This is a genomic window from Lysinibacillus alkalisoli, from assembly GCF_014643595.1.
In the GTDB taxonomy this organism is placed as follows: Bacteria; Bacillota; Bacilli; order Bacillales_A; family Planococcaceae; genus Metalysinibacillus; species Metalysinibacillus alkalisoli.
Window position 1 is genome coordinate 276051 of sequence record NZ_BMJT01000005.1, and the last position, 17637, is coordinate 293687.

The window sequence follows — 17637 nt, forward strand, 5'->3', positions numbered from 1 at the left end:
GAGAGATTGCGATGTTAAATCACGTGAGTTAAGCAGCTAATAAACCTGTGATGAAAATAATAGCAATGGCAACAGGTGATACAAAGCGGATGAGTGCTAGCCATAAATAATACAGTGGTGGTGATGTGCTAAGCTCTTGCTTTGAAATGTGGGTACTGTAATAATAACCTGCAAATAATGCGATGAAAAATGCTCCAATAGGCATGCCAATACTATTTGTTAGGAAATCAACTGCATCAAAAATCGATTTTCCTAAAATCGTAATATGTGACCAAACCCCGAAAGATAATGCACTTGGAATACCAATCAGGAAAATAATAAAACCACCAATCCAAGCTGTGCGAATACGACTGGCTTTACGATCACCAATAGCTATAGATACTACAATTTCTAACATGGAGATGGAAGAAGTAACTGTAGCAAAAAGTAATAAGATAAAAAATAATATTAAGAAAAATCCGCCCATTGGGAGTTGTTCAAAAACTGCTGGAATAATCACGAAGGCTAATCCAGGCCCTTGATCGGGTGAAAAGCCTAATGCAAAGACGGCAGGGAAAATGACTAATCCTGCTAATAAAGAGATGATAATATTCATTACAGCTACATTAATCGCGGCGCCACCAATATTTTCATTCTTACCTAAATAAGATGCATACGTTAACATAACAGACACGCCAACACTTAAAGTGAAGAATGCTTGACCTAAGGCTAACAAAATAGTTTTACCATTTAAATAATCCCAATTCGGTACAAACATAAAGCGCAAACCTTCAATAGCGCCATCTAGTGTTAATGAACGTACAACAAGTACAATGAAAAACAAGAATAAAGCAGGCATCATAATTTTACTTGCTCGTTCAATGCCACCCTTAATCCCGGCTTGTACGATTAAAATAGTCATTAATATAAATAATCCTTGTGTCAATACTGCTTCAAATGGATTTTGAATAATGGCATTAAACAAATCGCCATAAGCAGTTGTCTCAGCGGATAACATAAATAGTAAAGCACGACCTAAATAACTTAAAATCCAGCCACCTACCACGCTATAAAAGGATAAAATAAGGGCAGCCATAATCATCCCCATATAGCCAATCAAGTACCATGGCTTTCCAGGTGCTTGTTCTTTAAAAGAGGTAATCGCGTCTTTTTGTCCACGACGACCAATCATAAATTCAGCAATTAAAACAGGTAAACTAATAAAAAATATACATAGTATAAATAATAGTATAAAAACGCTTCCCCCATTATTGCCCGCCATATAGGGGAATTTCCATATCGCTCCAAGTCCAATAGCACTGCCAGCAGCAGCTAAAATAAAACCAATCTTGGATGCAAACTGATCTCTTGATGACAAAGTAAAACTCCTCTCAAAGTAATACTTTATTATGGCTTTCTTTGCATGAGAAAACAAGATAACTTGTAACAAATAGCAAAAAGCATACGTAGTATACTTAAGAAAAGGGTGAGTTACGTAATTCCTTTAAAGATACTATAAAATAAGAAGGTGATGATGATGAGCAATCAACCACTGAAAGCTAACACGACAATTTGCACAAACTATGAGAAAAACCAATCAACATGCCATATGCCTAAACGTAAGAAGTGGCAGAAGCCAATAGCATGGCTCGTAGTAGTGAGTAGTATTATTTTATTAATTGCCATTATTGTTTCAGCGAGAACAGTTTGAAGTCATTGATGCCATAATAAAATCTATACATCACATCGCTAGCATAGCGTGATTTTTTGATGTCAGTTTCTACTATATGTTATAATTTTCATGATGATATAAGTAGTAAACAATAGAAGGTAGGAACATGATATGTCAAAAAAATATGAAGTAGGTGACATTGTAGTTGGCACAGTGACAGGTGTGCAGCCTTATGGTGCATTTATCGCTTTAGATGATGTTACACAAGGGTTAGTGCATATTTCAGAGATTACGTACGGTTTTGTTAAAAATGTAGCCGACTTTTTAACAGTAGGAGATACCGTAACAGTGAAAATCCTTGAGGTAGATGCAAGAGAAGCTAAAATTAGCTTATCCATTCGTGCATTACAAGAACGCCCTCAACAACGCAGGAAAGAAACACCACGTAAATCATTACAAGCGAAAGTAGATGAAATGGACGCCAATGGATTTAACTCATTACGTGATAAAATGCAAGACTGGATTCAACAATCTGGGCATTAATGTTTTTCTGAAAAAGCTATCTTAAGCGAGAATATTTCGTTGGAACGATAGCTTTTTTTGTTTAAAAATAAAAAATAAAAAAAGTGCGAATTAATCCACAAATTCGCCAAACTTTATGATACAATGTTGCCGAAACACCAATACTATTATTAAAAAAGAGGCGAATGATTTTATGTCTGAGAATTTAAACGTATTAACGTCAACACAAGCTGTTATTCATGAAGCATTGAATAAGTTAGGTTATGACGATGCGATGTACGAGCTATTAAAAGAGCCGCTTCGCATGCTGCAAGTGCGTATTCCAGTAAAAATGGATGATGGCACGACTAAAGTATTTACAGGTTTCCGAGCACAACACAATGATGCAGTAGGTCCGACTAAGGGCGGAGTACGTTTCCATCCAGGTGTTTATGAAGATGAAGTTAAAGCGCTTTCAATGTGGATGACATTGAAATGTGGTATCGTCGATTTACCATATGGCGGAGGTAAGGGTGGCGTAGTATGTGACCCTCGTCAAATGTCAATGGGTGAGCTAGAGCGTTTAAGCCGAGGCTATGTACGCGCAGTAAGTCAGATCGTAGGGCCAACTAAAGATATTCCAGCTCCAGACGTAATGACAAACGCACAAATCATGGCATGGATGATGGACGAATATAGCTTAATGGATGAATTTAACTCACCAAACTTTATTACAGGTAAACCTTTAGTGTTAGGTGGTTCGCAAGGCCGTGACCGTGCTACAGCTGAAGGTGTTACAATCGTAATTAAAGAAGCAGCGAAAAAACGCGATATTGCTATTGAAGGTGCACGTGTTGTTATTCAAGGTTTTGGTAACGCAGGTAGCTTCTTAGCTAAATTTATGCATGATTTAGGTGCAAAAGTAATCGCAATCTCAGATGCTTATGGTGCACTACATGATCCAAATGGTTTAGACATTGATTATTTATTAGACCGTCGTGATAGCTTTGGTACAGTTACAACATTATTTGAAGATACAATTACTAACCAACAATTGTTAGAGTTAGATTGCGATATTTTAGTGCCTGCTGCAATTGAAAACCAAATTACAGCAGAAAATGCACACAATATTAATGCAACAATCGTAGTTGAAGCGGCGAATGGCCCAACAACTGCAGAAGCAACAAAAATCTTAACAGAACGTGGCATTTTATTAGTACCAGACGTATTAGCTTCAGCTGGTGGTGTTACAGTATCTTACTTTGAGTGGGTACAAAATAACCAAGGGTATTACTGGACAGCAGAAGAAGTAGAAGAACGTCTTGAAAAGAAAATGGTAGAAGCGTTTGAGAATGTTTATTCAACAGCAACAACGCGTGGTATTGACATGCGATTAGCCGCTTATATGGTTGGTGTTCGTCGTACAGCAGAAGCTTCACGCTTCCGTGGCTGGGTATAAATATAAAGCAAAAGGACAATGCGAGTCTTCGCATTGTCCTTTTTTATGTATAAGTCACTTGGATGTTGATGATGTATGAATTGGGTTAGACTTTAATAAAATCAGTAAGCGATTAATTAAAAAGTGCTTTTTTGTATGTCGCTCTTTTTTAACCATGGCATTTTTCCTAAATAAAGCATAACAGGTATAAATGATTACAATAATAAATGGTAAATAAAGCATACAATTCCCCCTTTTATTTCTAATTACTATTATAAACGATTTTTTCTTAAAAAAAACTAAACAATTCATTAAAGTGAAAAAATATAATAAAGATGAAAAAAGTAGTTTTTTATCACTATTACATATAAATCTCAAAAGAATAACAGAATTGTGCGGATCAGATAGGATTGTTCAATACTTGTTCAGTTCTTGTTGAGAAATTGCTCATTTGTTCTCTATAAAATAAAGCGTATTACTAAAGAAAGGAGAACCAAATGATATGTTAAGGAGGAATCTGATGAAAAGTAGAACACAAGTCTTAGCACAAATAAGTAAATTAATGTTGATTGTTATGTTAGTCATAGGTCAAATCGCAGTTGCATTACCCGTACAGGCCAATAACACAAGCGCTACTTATTATGTAGATAACAATGGAGAGGATACGAATGATGGCTCTAAGCAATCGCCTTTTAAAACGATTGATGCAGCACTGGAAGCTATAAAAGATAATTTAACTATTACAGAAGGAACGATAGAATTATTAAGTAATATTGAATTATCTACAACATTAGTAATAAATAATGGCGCAAAAAAAGTTACGCTTACATCTCAAAATGAAAAGTCAATTATTCGTCATGAAAATTTTAATGATGGACACTTAATCGATATTCTGAATAGTAATGTGATATTACAGCAAATTAAAGTGGATGGTAATCAAGTTGCTGTTACAAGAGGACATGGCATTTTTATACGATCAGGTGCAAAAGCTGAAATTGTTGATGTCGATATACTAAATCACCATATTAAAAGTGGAGCAGGTACTTCTGTTATATCGACTAATGGGGCAGGCACAATTACAAAAATTTCAGGTCAAACGTTAATTACAACTAATAAGATTGATGCCTATACAAAAGATAATCCATCTTCTGTTTTAGGTGCAGGTAGTGGGGGACGTTTAGAGATTACCAATGGTTTGGTTACTAAAAATACCATTGTAGCTAATAGTAATGGTGTCATTATAGGGTTAGGTATGGCGGGTAACCCATCATTCAAAATGACTGGTGGAAAAATTGCAGAAAATAATTTAAATGGCACAGAATTAGCAGATAATAAAACCATTGGTAATGTGGCAGTCTTTATGAGAGGTACAGCTGCTCAAGCACGTTTCGAATTTGGAGGCACTGCTTATGTTTATGACAATCTAAATACAAACAATGAACAGCGCAATGTGTATTTGAATAATACATCTGCGACAGATACCGCTTATTTATCATTAATAGCAAAAATGGATGAAGGGGCAAAGGTAGGAGTATATGCCAATATTATGCCAACACAAGCTTCCCCTATTGTGGATGTAGCTAAAGGATATAATAGTTATGTAGTGAGTGAAGATGATGCCAAAGTATTTTATTCAGATAAAACGACAGCTGCTATGGTTAAATTTGAAGATGATAAAGTCATTCTTACGCCTATTCCACCTAAGTTCACATCTGCAACTTTAGATAAAACCATAGTAGATGGCAAGGATATTATTCTTACATTTACAGATGATATTTCAATAACAGATTTCACAGGTTTCACTTTAACCGAAGGGGGTCAAGCGATTACCCCTAAAAGTCATAATGTTAAAGGTAATCAGCTAATCATCACGTTAGAAGATGAGCCACAAGCTGACTTGTCACTAAAATATCATCAAGTTAATGGCAATTTAATTGGGGCAAATGGAATGCCTGTAGAAGATTTCACCTTTGATTATCCTTATAGTTTTGCCACAAATTTAAAAATAACTGAACCAACAACTACAAAAGTAACAACTAAAAAACCTACGTTAAAAGGAGAGGTTGCAAAAGAATCTACAGTAACTGTTGTAGTTAAAGACAGCTCAGGTAATATTGTACCTAATGCTGGAGGGATAGCTATCGTTAATGATGATAACTGGGAATACCAAGTGCCTCGTAATTTAGCAAATGGCAATTATGTGTTTGAAGTAACAGCACTCAGTAAAGATGGTGAAACAAGTGTGAAAATAGCACATAATATGACAATAGCGCCAGCACCTTTAAATCATAAACCAGGTGGTATTGCAACTAATCCTGTCATGTGGTTGAAAGCCAATGAGGGAGCTAGTCATCATAATGGTGTTTTAAGCGGATGGGAAGACCAAACGGGGAATAATACATTTACTCTAGATGTGCCACAAAGTAAACAAGCGCCAACTTATGAAAGTAATGGTGTGAATTTTAATCCAAGTTATCAATTTGATAATCCACTTCAAGCCAATCATTATGATGCATCAGCCAAGGTAATAGGTGATCAAAAAATTACATTTGTATCAGGTTATGCAGTATATCAGTGGCCAGAACAAGGTGATGCAGGTGCGTTAGTAGGTTCTACAGAACAAATCAATTATGGTGCACAATTTTTAGGAGGAGAAACTAGCGGATTTTCAATTGGTACAGGAGCAAATTCAATGTGGCATAATTATGGAACGCCTAATCGACAACAACATCAATTAGCGAGTTATGACTTTACACCAACATCGCCACTTGCAAAAGTAGATGGTACAGAACAAACGATTAATCGGTTAAACTATACACTTTCACCTTATAGCTTTACACCTATTATTGGAGCAACTAGGGGGACAAACGGGTCGAACTGGAAAGGGCTACGTGCAAATGTTGCAGAAGTCATTTTATATGACGAAACAACAGCACCAGAAGCTAATAAAATTGAAACCTATTTAGCAATCAAATATGGTATCACATTAAACGAGGGCAACAGCAATTATATAGCTACAACAGGCGATACGGTATGGCAAGCCAATGCACAATATTCGGCAAATATTGCTGGCATTGCACGTGATGATGCAGAAAAGTTATATCAAAAACAAAGCCAAAGCATCAATGCTGGTATACAAGTCGCGATTGGTAAAGATCAATTAGCTGATACGAATGCACAAAATGTTAGCGAATTAAATAATGAACAATATTTAGTATGGGGAGACAATGCTAAGCCATTATTGTTTACAGAGAGTATTCAACAGACTACTAGCAAGAATCATGCACAACGTATATGGAAAGTACAAAATACAAACGCTGTACAAGAAGTAGAGATTGCTTTTCCTGCTGATTTATTACATGACAATGCTACATTGCTAATTAGTGATACAGAAGATTTTACGTTACAAAATGAGCTGTTCTTGCATAAAAAGACAATCAATAATGAAACCTACTTAACAGCCAAGACAACATTGGAAGATGGTTGGTACTTTACATTAGCAATGCCAATACCACAAGTAAAAGGTACAGACATGGATTATGTTGTGGACAAAAATCAAATTACATTAACTTTTGATCAAGCTATTGCATTAATAGATGGCAAAGGGTTAACAGCAGAAGCAGATGGACAAGCAATTGATTTAACCAATGCTTCGTTTAAGGTAGATGCTGATAACCCAGCACGTATGATTATTACTTTACCTCATGATATCCCAAAATTAGATGTTGTAAAAATCAAATATGATGCATCCATAGGTAACCTTAAAGGAACAAATGGCACCACTGTGGAAGACTTTGAACAAACAATTGAAAATACATTTGTAAAAGCATTAACGATTAATCAACCACACGCTACAACTACACAAATTAAACCTGAAATAAAAGGAACAGTAGAAAAGGGTTCAACAGTGAATGTCGTGTTAAAAGATAATAAAGGTGTTACTTTAACAGGTGCTGGTGGGCAAGCTATAGTAGATGCAGATGGTAACTGGATATATACACCGCCAAATGATTTACCTATAGGTGAGTATATTATAGAAGTGACTGCTCAAAAGGCTAATCAACAAGCTGTAACATCAAAGAAGTTCACTATTACAGACGTAGATAAAGTAGCTTTACAAGATAAAGTAACAGAAGGCAAAGGCTTAAATGCTTCAACCTATACCACATCAAGTTGGTCTGCCTATAAAAAGGCACTTGATGAAGCACAAGTAGTGTTAGCTAATGCAAATGCTACACAAGTTGAAGTGGACGTAGCATTAGCTAAGTTACAAGATGCACAACATAAGTTAACTAAAGTTTCAATAGGAGGTGGTAGTATAATTCCACCGACGCCTAAACCGGATACAAGTAAGGATATTACAATAGCGGTTGAAATTGAAGAAGGTAATGAGACCACTAACAATCAACTCAAAGGGAAGCGTGAAGTAGACCAAGATGGTAAAATTCACGATACTTTACAATTGTCTCAAGAAGTAATTAATGAGCTTAAAGATAATAGTGGTACTAATCAAGCAACAGCACGATTTATTATACCTAAAGACGCAGGTGAGTTTACATTGACGTTCACAGAAGACGGATTGTCAGAGCTAAAGACAAGTGGCTTAACGCTAGAGGTTGTGACTTCGGCTGGCAATGTACATGTACCAGCAAAAGAAGTAAGCCAATTACCATCAGATTATTATTTACATGTGATGCCTATAAAACAAGAAGCGGCAAAAGTAGCTATGGAAGACCAATTATATAATGACAAAACAGTACAGGCGTTACAAGGTGATTTTATTACGCTACAAGGTGAGCCATTAAAGATTGATACTAATCATAATGGTTCAGTGGTAGTGACATTGCCATTAAAGACAACAAATTTACCTAAAGATGGCGATATAAAAGCGTATGTGTCAAGTGTCGCTATCTATATGCAAAAAGCGAATGGTGAAACACAAATAATTTATCCAAAAGTAGTGCAACAAACAGATGGCACCTATGCTTTACAATTTGAGACAGATGGTGCAAGTACGATTGCATTGTTCCAATATAAAAAGCCACAGGTAGGCCAACATGAGTGGTATATTAAAGGGTTTACAGATGGCAAGTTTAAGCCAGAAGCTAATGTGACACGTGCACAAGTCGCATTAATGATTGCTCGTAATTTACAGTATGCTGAAATGCCTGTTGAGCAATCTCCATTCATTGATGTAGCTACAGATTATCATGCAGCGAGTGCTATTGCTTTTGTTAAAGAGCGTGGCATTATGAACGGTGATATTACAGGTGAGTTCCATCCACAGTCACCAATGACACGTGCGCAACTTGCCAAAGTAGTAGCCAATTATAAAAAATTAACGATTAAAGAATCAGGGGATTTATATTTTACAGATACATCACAGCACTGGGCGAAGTGGATAATTGAAGCTAATCGTGAGGCAGGTATTATCACAGGGTTTACAGATGGCACATTTAGACCACAAGGCAATATCACACGTGCACAAGCTGTGAAGATGATGAACCGCATGTTTGAGCGAGGTCCACTATATGGTATCAAAATCGCAACCTTCCCTGATATGCCAATAGAACATTGGGCTTTTGAAGAGGTAGAAGAAGCGGCGAGTACGCATTATTATTATATTGACTCGGATCATAAAGAAAAGCCTGTTCACTAATACAAGTAGTCTATGTTATCTCAACATAAATAAACAACAAAGTATTACTGGAAAAGATATTCTCCAGTAATACTTTTTTATCCTAATGTAACTATTTCAAATATGTTCAGAAAATGTTTGATAACAATACGTAAAATAATAAACAAGAATGGGAGGGCGTAGGTTTGAAGAAAGTGACGGCTATTATTTTACTAATTGTTATAAGCTATCTTGCTGTATTTTATGTAAGTAATTCCGCTTATTTCGATAAAAAAAAGATAAAGTTAGCTGAAAATGGCGTCCTAACTTTATCGGACGTACAGTTAACAGCAAACGAAAGTATAAAATTACAAGGCGAGTGGGCGTTCTATCCTAACCATTTATTGACCTCTACAGAGGAGTTACCACATTTGATTGCACAAAGAACACTTGTTACAGCGCCTCATAATTTAAATGACATACTCCCACCAATAGATGAAGAAGTCGTAGCAGGTACATACCATTTAACTATTCATGTACCTAGTGACGCGCAATATGGGATGTATATGCGTGAGATTAGACAAGCAAATCGCGTCTTTGTTAACAATATTGATGTAGGTGGCTATGGTAAGACAACGTTACATTACGACGATTTTAAAGCGGAAAATGAGGATCGTTACACGATTTATGCGCCTAGTCACAATAAGAAAATCGAGTTGTTGATCCAGGTTACGAACTTAAATTATATACAATCGGGTTTAATTCATGCGGTAGATTTTGGATTAGCTGATGTCATTCGTAAAGAGTTTCGGGTTAAAGTTTTAGGTGATGTTATTGTTAGTGTTGGTTATATGATGTTTGGTTTAATTTATCTGATTAAATTTTTACAAACGAGAACACGTAAAGAGGAGCTATATTTTAGCATCTTTGCGATTGCCTTAGGACTACATAGTGCGACGATTGATCAAAAAATATTTTTCTCTATTTTTACCGATTGGCCAATATTATGGCAGTTGCGACTTCAATTAGGTTTGATTCCTATTATTTTGATAGGTATTACAATGTTTTTTTATTATATGTACCCAACCTATCTTTCTAAAAAATGGACGTTTATTGTAGTGACATTGTTAATGATAGTCTGCTTTATGTACACCGTTTATCATCCTATCACACAAAATCAATTATTAGGCAATATGATGAGCTTACAATTAAAAAAGTTGCTTTACATTTTATTGGTTATACCAGCTATTATTTATAATAGTATGGCATTATGTCGCATTGTTAAAAGAAAAGCACCAGGTTTTTATCAAATTTTACTTGTTATTATTAGTATAGGCATTTATTCTGTTTTCTTAATTATCAATCTCTTTACGACCATGCCAATTGATGGTACGAAAGCGGTTATGTTTATTTGCGTGTTGATTAGTTTTGCTTCTTTATTAAATTATCATGCGAATCAAGCGTATAAAAAGATAGCTGCATTATCAGAAGAATTACTCGCAAATAATAAAATGAAAGATGAGTTTCTAGTAAAAACATCCCATGAGTTGCGCACGCCATTAAATGGTGTGATTCACTTGGCGAGGGCGTTAATGGAAGGAGAGAAAGGCCCTCTTAAACGAGGTCAGCAAGAACAAGTGATATTAATACATACCGTAGCTCAACGATTAAATTACTTGGTAGAGGATTTATTGTTTGCTTCTCATCATATGGTGGGGGAGTTACGTGTGAATAAGCAAAATACATCATTAGCCATTGTGAATGAGGTCATTAACGAAGTAAAGGCGATACAAGAGATGAATCATGTGCCGATTTATTGTAAAAATGACTTTGCAGAAACACTTGTTTATACAGATGCGGCTCGTTTTAAACAAGCGCTTTATAATTTGTTAAATAATGCATTAAAACATACAAGAGAAGGGGCTATTGATGTTGTTGTTGAACGAGGTGAACAAGTATTTTGGATACATGTGCACGATACAGGTGTAGGTATAGACCATAATCATTTAACAAAAATCTTTGATTCGTTCTATCAAATTGCAGACCATGATAAGCAGCAAGGATTAGGTATTGGCTTAAGCATTGCTAAAAATATTGTAGAGGCACTTGGTGGCACGATTAAGGTGAAGAGTGAAGTGGGTATAGGGAGTACGTTTTCTTTTTCTATTCCAATCACAGAGAATCCTATTAGGCATGAGCAAAATACACCTGTTATTAAACATGTGAGTGAACAGCATATAGTGATTCCTTATATAAAAGTTACAGATGATCCTGTACTCGTCATTGTAGATGACAATCATACCAATTTAAAAGTATTAATTGATTACTTACAAACTAAGCCCTATAGTATTGTCGCCTTTGATAATGGCAAGGATGCCATAGCCTACATTCATGGTAACCGAGTGGATTGCATGTTAGTGGATTTAATGCTTCATGATATGTCAGGGCATGATATTTGTACTAATGTGCGACAGCAATACGATATGTTAGAATTACCGATTATTGTGTTAACAGCTATTATGCATCATAAGGAATTAGTTTCATCTCTTCAAAATGGGGCTAACACATATTTACAAAAGCCCATTGATATGGAGGAGTTATTGATTCGGATAGATTCATTATTAGCTGTGCGTCAGTCATCAATGGAAGCTATTGACATTGAAATGAAGTATTTGTATTCACAAATCACACCTCATTTTATTTACAACACATTAAATACGATCATTGGTTTAAGTTATTCTAATATGGAAGATACAAGAGAAGCTTTGTATTGTTTAGCTACCTATTTTAGAGCAAAATTAAATGTGCATTATTTTGGTAACATGGTCAATATTCATGATGAGATAGACTTAGTTAAAGCGTACTTATATATTGAAAAATTACGTTTTGGTGAGCAATTACAAGTGCAGTACGATATCGATGATACACTCGATTTTTCAATCCCTGCGTTATCTCTACAACCATTAGTGGAAAATGCGGTTTTTCATGGTATTTCTAAAAATGAGAATGGTGGTTCAGTATGTGTAACTATACAGCAGCAAAATAAACAAATCATAGTGCAAGTAAAAGACGATGGGATTGGAATGACAGCGGAACAGGTAGACAAGCTTTTATTACTAGAAGATAAAGGCTTAGGCTTTGCAAGCTCGATTAAGAAATTTAAATTATTAAAGAAAACAGCTGTGCAAATTGATAGTGCCATTAATGAAGGCACTATAATAACGATTACGATGATGAGAGAGTGATTACGATACGATTAATTATTGTTGATGATGAATCTACAGCGATTGAAGTGTTAATCAATCATTTGCAAAGTGAACCGCATATTATGATTGACCGAGTCTTTAATCGTATTTCCGATGTGTGGCGTTATGAGGCATTACATCAAGCGGATGTAATACTTCTTGATATTAGAGTTTATAATGGTAATGGCATTGACTTAGCAAGACAATTGAAGGCAGTTTATCCCAACATACAAATTATTTTTGTTACAGCCCACGATCAATATGCAGTGGATGCTTTTGAACTAGAGGCAATTGATTATTTATTAAAACCAATTCGTAAAGAACGCTTATTATTAGCGCTAAGAAAAGTAAAAGAACAGGCAACCAACTCTGTCATGTGTAGCGTTCACACATTAGGCAGCACGTATGTACTAACGCATCAGCAAGTGTTAGTGAAGTGGCGAACAAGAAAGGTGAAAGAATTATTTTATTACTTATGGTATGCAGAACGCCCTATGCTGAATAGCGTCATTGCTGAACAGCTATGGCCCCATTTAGGTAGGGATAAGGCGATGAGTAATTTACATACTACCGTCTATCAATTGCGTAAAATGATAATCGAATATGAGTTAATAGGCGATGTTTTACATATTAATAATCATTACGTGTTACAAATGAATGTAGCGAGTGATTGTCAACAGGTAAAGCAACGATTAGCCAAAGAAACATGGACAGAGAAAGATATACTTGCGCTATTAAAGTATTATCATGGTGATTTTTTAATGGATGAGGATTACGATTGGGCAGTGAATGAACGTATACATTTGCGTCAGCAAGTCACAGATGTAATATTACAACAATATTCTTTATACAGTGGGACAACAGCCGTTATTTGTTTGCAAAAGTTGCTGGAGCTAGATGGTTACAATATCACTTATATTGAAGGGCTTATTAAGGTATTGCTCACGCAAAATAACCGCAAACAAGCCTATCAAATTTTCCAACAATATGATGAGAAGTTGCAAGAGATTGGCCAACAACTTCCTGTATCTTTGCTTGAGACAATCACTCATTTTTGACGTAATGAATTTAAATATGAGACGATGTAAAAAAAGGAGGCGTAACATAAATGAATCCATTTACATTTTATAATCCAGTGAAACTAGTGTTTGGCGAGAATGCATTAGATAAACTACCGAGAGAGCTGAGCGCATATGGCGATCGCGTGTTAGTTGTTTATGGTGGTGGTAGCATTAAGCAAAATGGCGTGTATGAAGCGGTAATAGCCAAGTTACAAGAGGCAAATAAGGCAATTTTTGAACTGGCTAATGTAGAGCCTAATCCTAGATTAGCGACAGCTAAAAAGGGCATTGCACTTTGCCAACAAGAAAACATCGATTTTATTTTAGCGGTTGGGGGCGGCTCCGTTATCGATTGTGCTAAATTGATTGCTGCGGGTGTGTATTATGAAGGTGATGCGTGGGATATTGTGTTACGCAAAGTACGTGTAAAAGAGGCACTGCCATTCGGTACAGTATTGACCATTGCTGCAACGGGTTCAGAGATGAATGCAGGTTCTGTAATTACCAATGGTGAAACAAATGAGAAACGTAGTTGGGGAAGTGCTGTTACGTTTCCTAAAGTATCATTTTTAAATCCAGCATTTACAACTTCTGTGCCACGTGACCATACTGTCTATGGCATTGTAGATATGATGTCGCATATTTTAGAGCAATATTTCCATAACGCATCCAATACTTTAATTACAGATGCCATGGCAGAAGGTGTATTGCAAACGATTATCCAAACCGCACCAGCACTTGTTGATGATTTACACAATGTACAATTACGAGAAACGATTTTATTAGCCGGCACAATTGGATTGAATGGGTTTTTAGCTATGGGATCGCAAGGAGACTGGGCAACCCATGATATTGAGCACGCTGTTTCAGCCGTATACGATATTCCGCATGCAGGTGGCTTAGCTATTTTACAACCACACTGGATGCGTCAAGCCGTACCGCAACAACCAGAGCGTTTTGCAGGTTTAGCTGAACGTGTATTTGGTGTCACTCGTGAAGGGAAGTCGGTAGAGGAAGTCGCTTACGAAGGGATAGACCGTTTATCAGCCTTTTGGCAATCATTAGGTGCACCTAGTAAGTTGAATGATTATAATATTGATGATCGTCAATTTGATTACATTGTAGCGCATGCTATGGCAGAAGAAACATTAGGCAATTTTAAATTATTAGAAGCTGAAGATGTTAAACAAATTTTAGTAAATGCACAGTAAGATGCCAAGGCGTTAATCTGTATAAAATAGAAAAAGTGGTCAAAGGATGAAGTGTACCTTGACCACTTTTTTATTATTTCATTGAGGCTGATGATAAACGATTTACCATTCATTGTAATAGGAACCGAAGGGGTGATAATAATGCGCAAATTGATGTTGTTTAGCAATAGCTGCACTTTCCTCCTCATCTTTAAAAGAGATGGTTAATACTTGTGTACCATGTTTTTGTCGCACTTCTTCTAAAGCATGTATCATCTCTTTTGACCACTTATCATTAATAATAGAAGCAGAGAAGTTTTCCCATAAAACGTAATCAACATAAGGTGCTGTATAATCGCGCAATGTCTCAAAGCCCCAATTTTGTGCAATTTTCAAGTTAGGGTAGGCAAATTTAACCCGCTTCATAAGTTGTGTAATCGCCTCCTGCTGTGCTTGTTGTTCATCTTTTGGCAAGAAGGACTCAATATTACCCACCGTATCAAAAAATACACCATCCAAACCACGACTAGTGATTTGTTCTTCGATTTCTTTCAATAAAAGGTCTTGGTAATGAGCAGAGGTAATATCGGTTTCGTAAGAATCCCACTCTTTAAAGTACAGGCGCTCGCCATTTTTCTGATAGTAAAAATCATTAGGCTCTAGTTGTTTATACAATCGTAAATTCCAACGATCTGCCTCCATAGCATTAACATAGCCCAATATAATCGTGCCGGCTTGCTGTGCATGGTCAATATATTTTTGTTCCATCTCAAGCGGTTCAATAATGACAACATCTAACTCAGCCATTTTATCTGCAATAGCATCATTACCACGATCTAAATAATATTTGAATTGTAAGTCACTATTAGTTGGCGAACAGCCATTCAATAGGAAGAGACTAAAAATAAGGAATATATATTTCATAAATTCACCTTCTTACAAGAGCTTTAATATAACTATAATTGGCATCCTGTTATTAAATCACAAATTCAATATCTACATTTTCGATATAAGGTAGCTCATGCAATGCTTTATAAAGAGGCAATGTTGTATTATTTTCATTAGTGGAGAGTTTCAAGCTAATCGTGTGATAAGTGTCTCTATCACTAATGCGCATATGTTGAATAGTAAAACGTTCACTTTCTAAGTACTGAATTAGCTTTGTTAACATAGCGCTATCTTGCATGGTCACTTGAATGATCACTTCTCTTTGACGCATGCGTTTCGGTCCAATTTTCATAAGGAAAGGTGTAACAAGTTCTATACCACCTACAACGATAATAACACCTAACACAGCTTGCCAATAAAATCCTGCCCCAACAGCAATACCAATGCCAGCCGCCCCCCAAATCATAGCAGCTGTGGTTAGCCCTGTGATGCTGTCATTCCCTTTACGTAATATCACTCCAGCGCCTAAAAAGCCAATGCCACTTACAATTTGCGCAGCTAAACGTAGAGGGTCCATTGTAATATTAATATCGGGACGAGCGGGCGTGTTATAGGCTGTTTCGATAGAGATGATCGTTAACAAGCAACTAAACGTTGCAATAACTAAACTCGTTTTTAAGCCTACGGGTTTCCTCTTTAATTCTCTTTCAAAGCCAATAATCAAACTTAAAGTAGCCGCAACAATAAGCTTTAAAGCTACTTCTATAGGCATTTCTGTAATTAAGTGACTGTACAAAAAAATCCCCTCCTAAATCTATTGTAAAAAGATAAAATAATGATAAAGTGAGTAGTGTACTTTAATCAATTAAATGATTAAACGTTGAAAGGAGATGCGAAATGGATAAACCTAAAATCCATCCATACATACCTATTTTTATTGGTGTGGTTTCCGTGGCGCTGTCAGCCATCTTTGTAAAATTATCTTCTGCGGAAGCAGGCGTTATAGCCTTTTACCGCATGTTCTTTTCAGTGCTTATCATGTTACCTTTATTTTTAATGAAGTATGTGCATGAAATTAAAGACTTAACAAGAAAAGACTGGTTATTCTCAAGCATTGGCGGTATATTTTTGGCTTTTCACTTTATTTTGTGGTTTGAATCGTTAAATTATACGTCAGTAGCCAGTTCTACAGTGTTAGTTACTTTACAGCCCTTATTCGCATTTGTTGGAACCTATTTTTTCTTTAAAGAACCACTCTCATTAAAAACTATTTTATCAGGTATGATAGCCATTGGCGGTAGTGTGTTAATTAGTTGGGGAGATTTTAAAGTAAGTGGCACAGCATTATATGGAGATATTTTAGCATTAATTGCCTGCGCATTAGTAACCATCTATTTTTTATTTGGTCAAGATGTAAGAAAACGCTTATCGTTGATTACATACACAATGGTAGTATACACCGTAAGTACAATTACATTATTCTTCTATGTGCTTCTTAAAGGAGAATCATTTGGTCCCTATCCTTCTAATGAGTGGATGTGGTTTATTCTATTAGCTATTATACCTAATTTATTAGGACATACATTGTTTAACTGGTCGATCAAATACGTAAGTACAAACGTAATATCTATAGCCATTTTATTTGAACCAGTTGGTGCAGCAGCTTTAGCTTATGTTATTTTCAATGAAAATCTACTCACTACACAAGTTGTTGGAGGCATCATCATCTTGTTAGGAATCGCTTTATTCGTTATAGACGATAAGTTTTTTATAAAAAAAATAAAAAAAGGGTTGCAAAAAAGTTAAGGACGAGGTATATTATTACTTGTCCTTAACAAGACAACAACACAAAAATAAATTAAAATAACTTGTTGACAACAATTCAATAAGTTGTTATGATGTAAAAGTCGCTGAAACAAACAGCGCAATGACCTTTGAAAACTGAACAAGCAAAACGTTAATCAATAAAACGTTTCATGGAAATGAAACAAATGGACATCAAAAGATGCCAGCAAAGCAGAGCTTAATCGCTCTCTCTATTATGGA

At 35.9% G+C, this 17637-nt stretch carries 11 protein-coding genes; 8 read left to right on the forward strand and 3 right to left on the reverse strand.

All coding sequences use genetic code 11. The annotated features are described in order from the left end of the window. Positions 1 to 28: 28 nt before the first annotated feature. Entirely contained in the window at positions 29 to 1357 is a 1329-nt protein-coding gene (locus IEW44_RS09550; protein WP_188614819.1) for a sodium-dependent transporter, read from the reverse strand. A 159-nt stretch (positions 1358 to 1516) separates the two neighbouring features. Here IEW44_RS09550 and IEW44_RS09555 point away from each other — a divergent pair, with 159 nt between their 5' ends. The 7 genes from IEW44_RS09555 to IEW44_RS09585 all read left to right on the forward strand — a co-directional run bounded on the left by IEW44_RS09555 (position 1517) and on the right by IEW44_RS09585 (position 14724). Next, positions 1517 to 1690, forward strand: coding sequence for a hypothetical protein (locus IEW44_RS09555; protein WP_188614820.1), 174 nt, complete (start codon positions 1517 to 1519; stop codon positions 1688 to 1690). A gap of 132 nt (positions 1691 to 1822) precedes the next feature. Then, positions 1823 to 2194 (forward strand): S1 domain-containing post-transcriptional regulator GSP13, encoded by a 372-nt coding sequence (gene yugI / locus IEW44_RS09560; protein WP_188614821.1) that lies wholly within the window; start codon positions 1823 to 1825, stop codon positions 2192 to 2194. A 172-nt stretch (positions 2195 to 2366) separates the two neighbouring features. Then, a complete protein-coding gene (locus IEW44_RS09565) occupies positions 2367 to 3611 on the forward strand; it encodes a Glu/Leu/Phe/Val family dehydrogenase (RefSeq protein ID WP_188614822.1) in 1245 nt (414 codons plus the stop codon). A gap of 499 nt (positions 3612 to 4110) precedes the next feature. Further along, the gene (locus tag IEW44_RS09570) at positions 4111 to 9249 is read left to right on the forward strand and encodes a DUF8202 domain-containing protein (protein WP_188614823.1); all 5139 of its coding nucleotides are present in this window, start codon (positions 4111 to 4113) and stop codon (positions 9247 to 9249) included. Positions 9250 to 9422: 173 nt separating this feature from the next. After that, the gene (locus IEW44_RS09575) at positions 9423 to 12452 is read left to right on the forward strand and encodes an ATP-binding response regulator (protein ID WP_229704214.1); all 3030 of its coding nucleotides are present in this window, start codon (positions 9423 to 9425) and stop codon (positions 12450 to 12452) included. After that, on the forward strand, positions 12449 to 13510 hold the full coding sequence (locus IEW44_RS09580; protein ID WP_188614825.1) for a response regulator: 1062 nt from the start codon (positions 12449 to 12451) through the stop codon (positions 13508 to 13510). Before IEW44_RS09575 ends, IEW44_RS09580 begins: the two co-directional genes overlap by 4 nt. Positions 13511 to 13560: 50 nt before the next feature. Continuing rightward, positions 13561 to 14724: an iron-containing alcohol dehydrogenase gene (locus tag IEW44_RS09585; RefSeq protein ID WP_188614826.1), complete on the forward strand. Its 1164-nt coding sequence runs from the start codon at positions 13561 to 13563 to the stop codon at positions 14722 to 14724. A gap of 102 nt (positions 14725 to 14826) precedes the next feature. On the opposite strand, the gene IEW44_RS09590 is transcribed toward IEW44_RS09585, so the two are convergent. Continuing rightward, the gene (locus tag IEW44_RS09590) at positions 14827 to 15627 is read right to left on the reverse strand and encodes an endo alpha-1,4 polygalactosaminidase (protein WP_188614827.1); all 801 of its coding nucleotides are present in this window, start codon (positions 15625 to 15627) and stop codon (positions 14827 to 14829) included. A 52-nt stretch (positions 15628 to 15679) separates the two neighbouring features. Next, positions 15680 to 16363, reverse strand: coding sequence for an MgtC/SapB family protein (locus IEW44_RS09595; RefSeq protein WP_188614840.1), 684 nt, complete (start codon positions 16361 to 16363; stop codon positions 15680 to 15682). A gap of 125 nt (positions 16364 to 16488) precedes the next feature. Between IEW44_RS09595 and IEW44_RS09600 the strand changes: the two genes are divergently transcribed. Beyond that, positions 16489 to 17397 (forward strand): DMT family transporter, encoded by a 909-nt coding sequence (locus tag IEW44_RS09600; protein ID WP_188614828.1) that lies wholly within the window; start codon positions 16489 to 16491, stop codon positions 17395 to 17397. The last annotated feature ends 240 nt before the right edge of the window (positions 17398 to 17637 follow it).

Bases quoted from the DNA above. Each gene is read 5' to 3' on its own strand.
- IEW44_RS09595 (WP_188614840.1), bottom strand. From the start codon at position 16,363: ATGCCTATAGAAGTAGCTTTAAAGCTTATTGTTGCGGCTACTTTAAGT.
- IEW44_RS09570 (WP_188614823.1), top strand. From the start codon at position 4,111: ATGAAAAGTAGAACACAAGTCTTAGCACAAATAAGTAAATTAATGTTG.
- IEW44_RS09600 (WP_188614828.1), top strand. From the start codon at position 16,489: ATGGATAAACCTAAAATCCATCCATACATACCTATTTTTATTGGTGTG.
- IEW44_RS09555 (WP_188614820.1), top strand. From the start codon at position 1,517: ATGAGCAATCAACCACTGAAAGCTAACACGACAATTTGCACAAACTAT.
- IEW44_RS09585 (WP_188614826.1), top strand. From the start codon at position 13,561: ATGAATCCATTTACATTTTATAATCCAGTGAAACTAGTGTTTGGCGAG.
- yugI (WP_188614821.1), top strand. From the start codon at position 1,823: ATGTCAAAAAAATATGAAGTAGGTGACATTGTAGTTGGCACAGTGACA.
- IEW44_RS09565 (WP_188614822.1), top strand. From the start codon at position 2,367: ATGTCTGAGAATTTAAACGTATTAACGTCAACACAAGCTGTTATTCAT.
- IEW44_RS09590 (WP_188614827.1), bottom strand. From the start codon at position 15,627: ATGAAATATATATTCCTTATTTTTAGTCTCTTCCTATTGAATGGCTGT.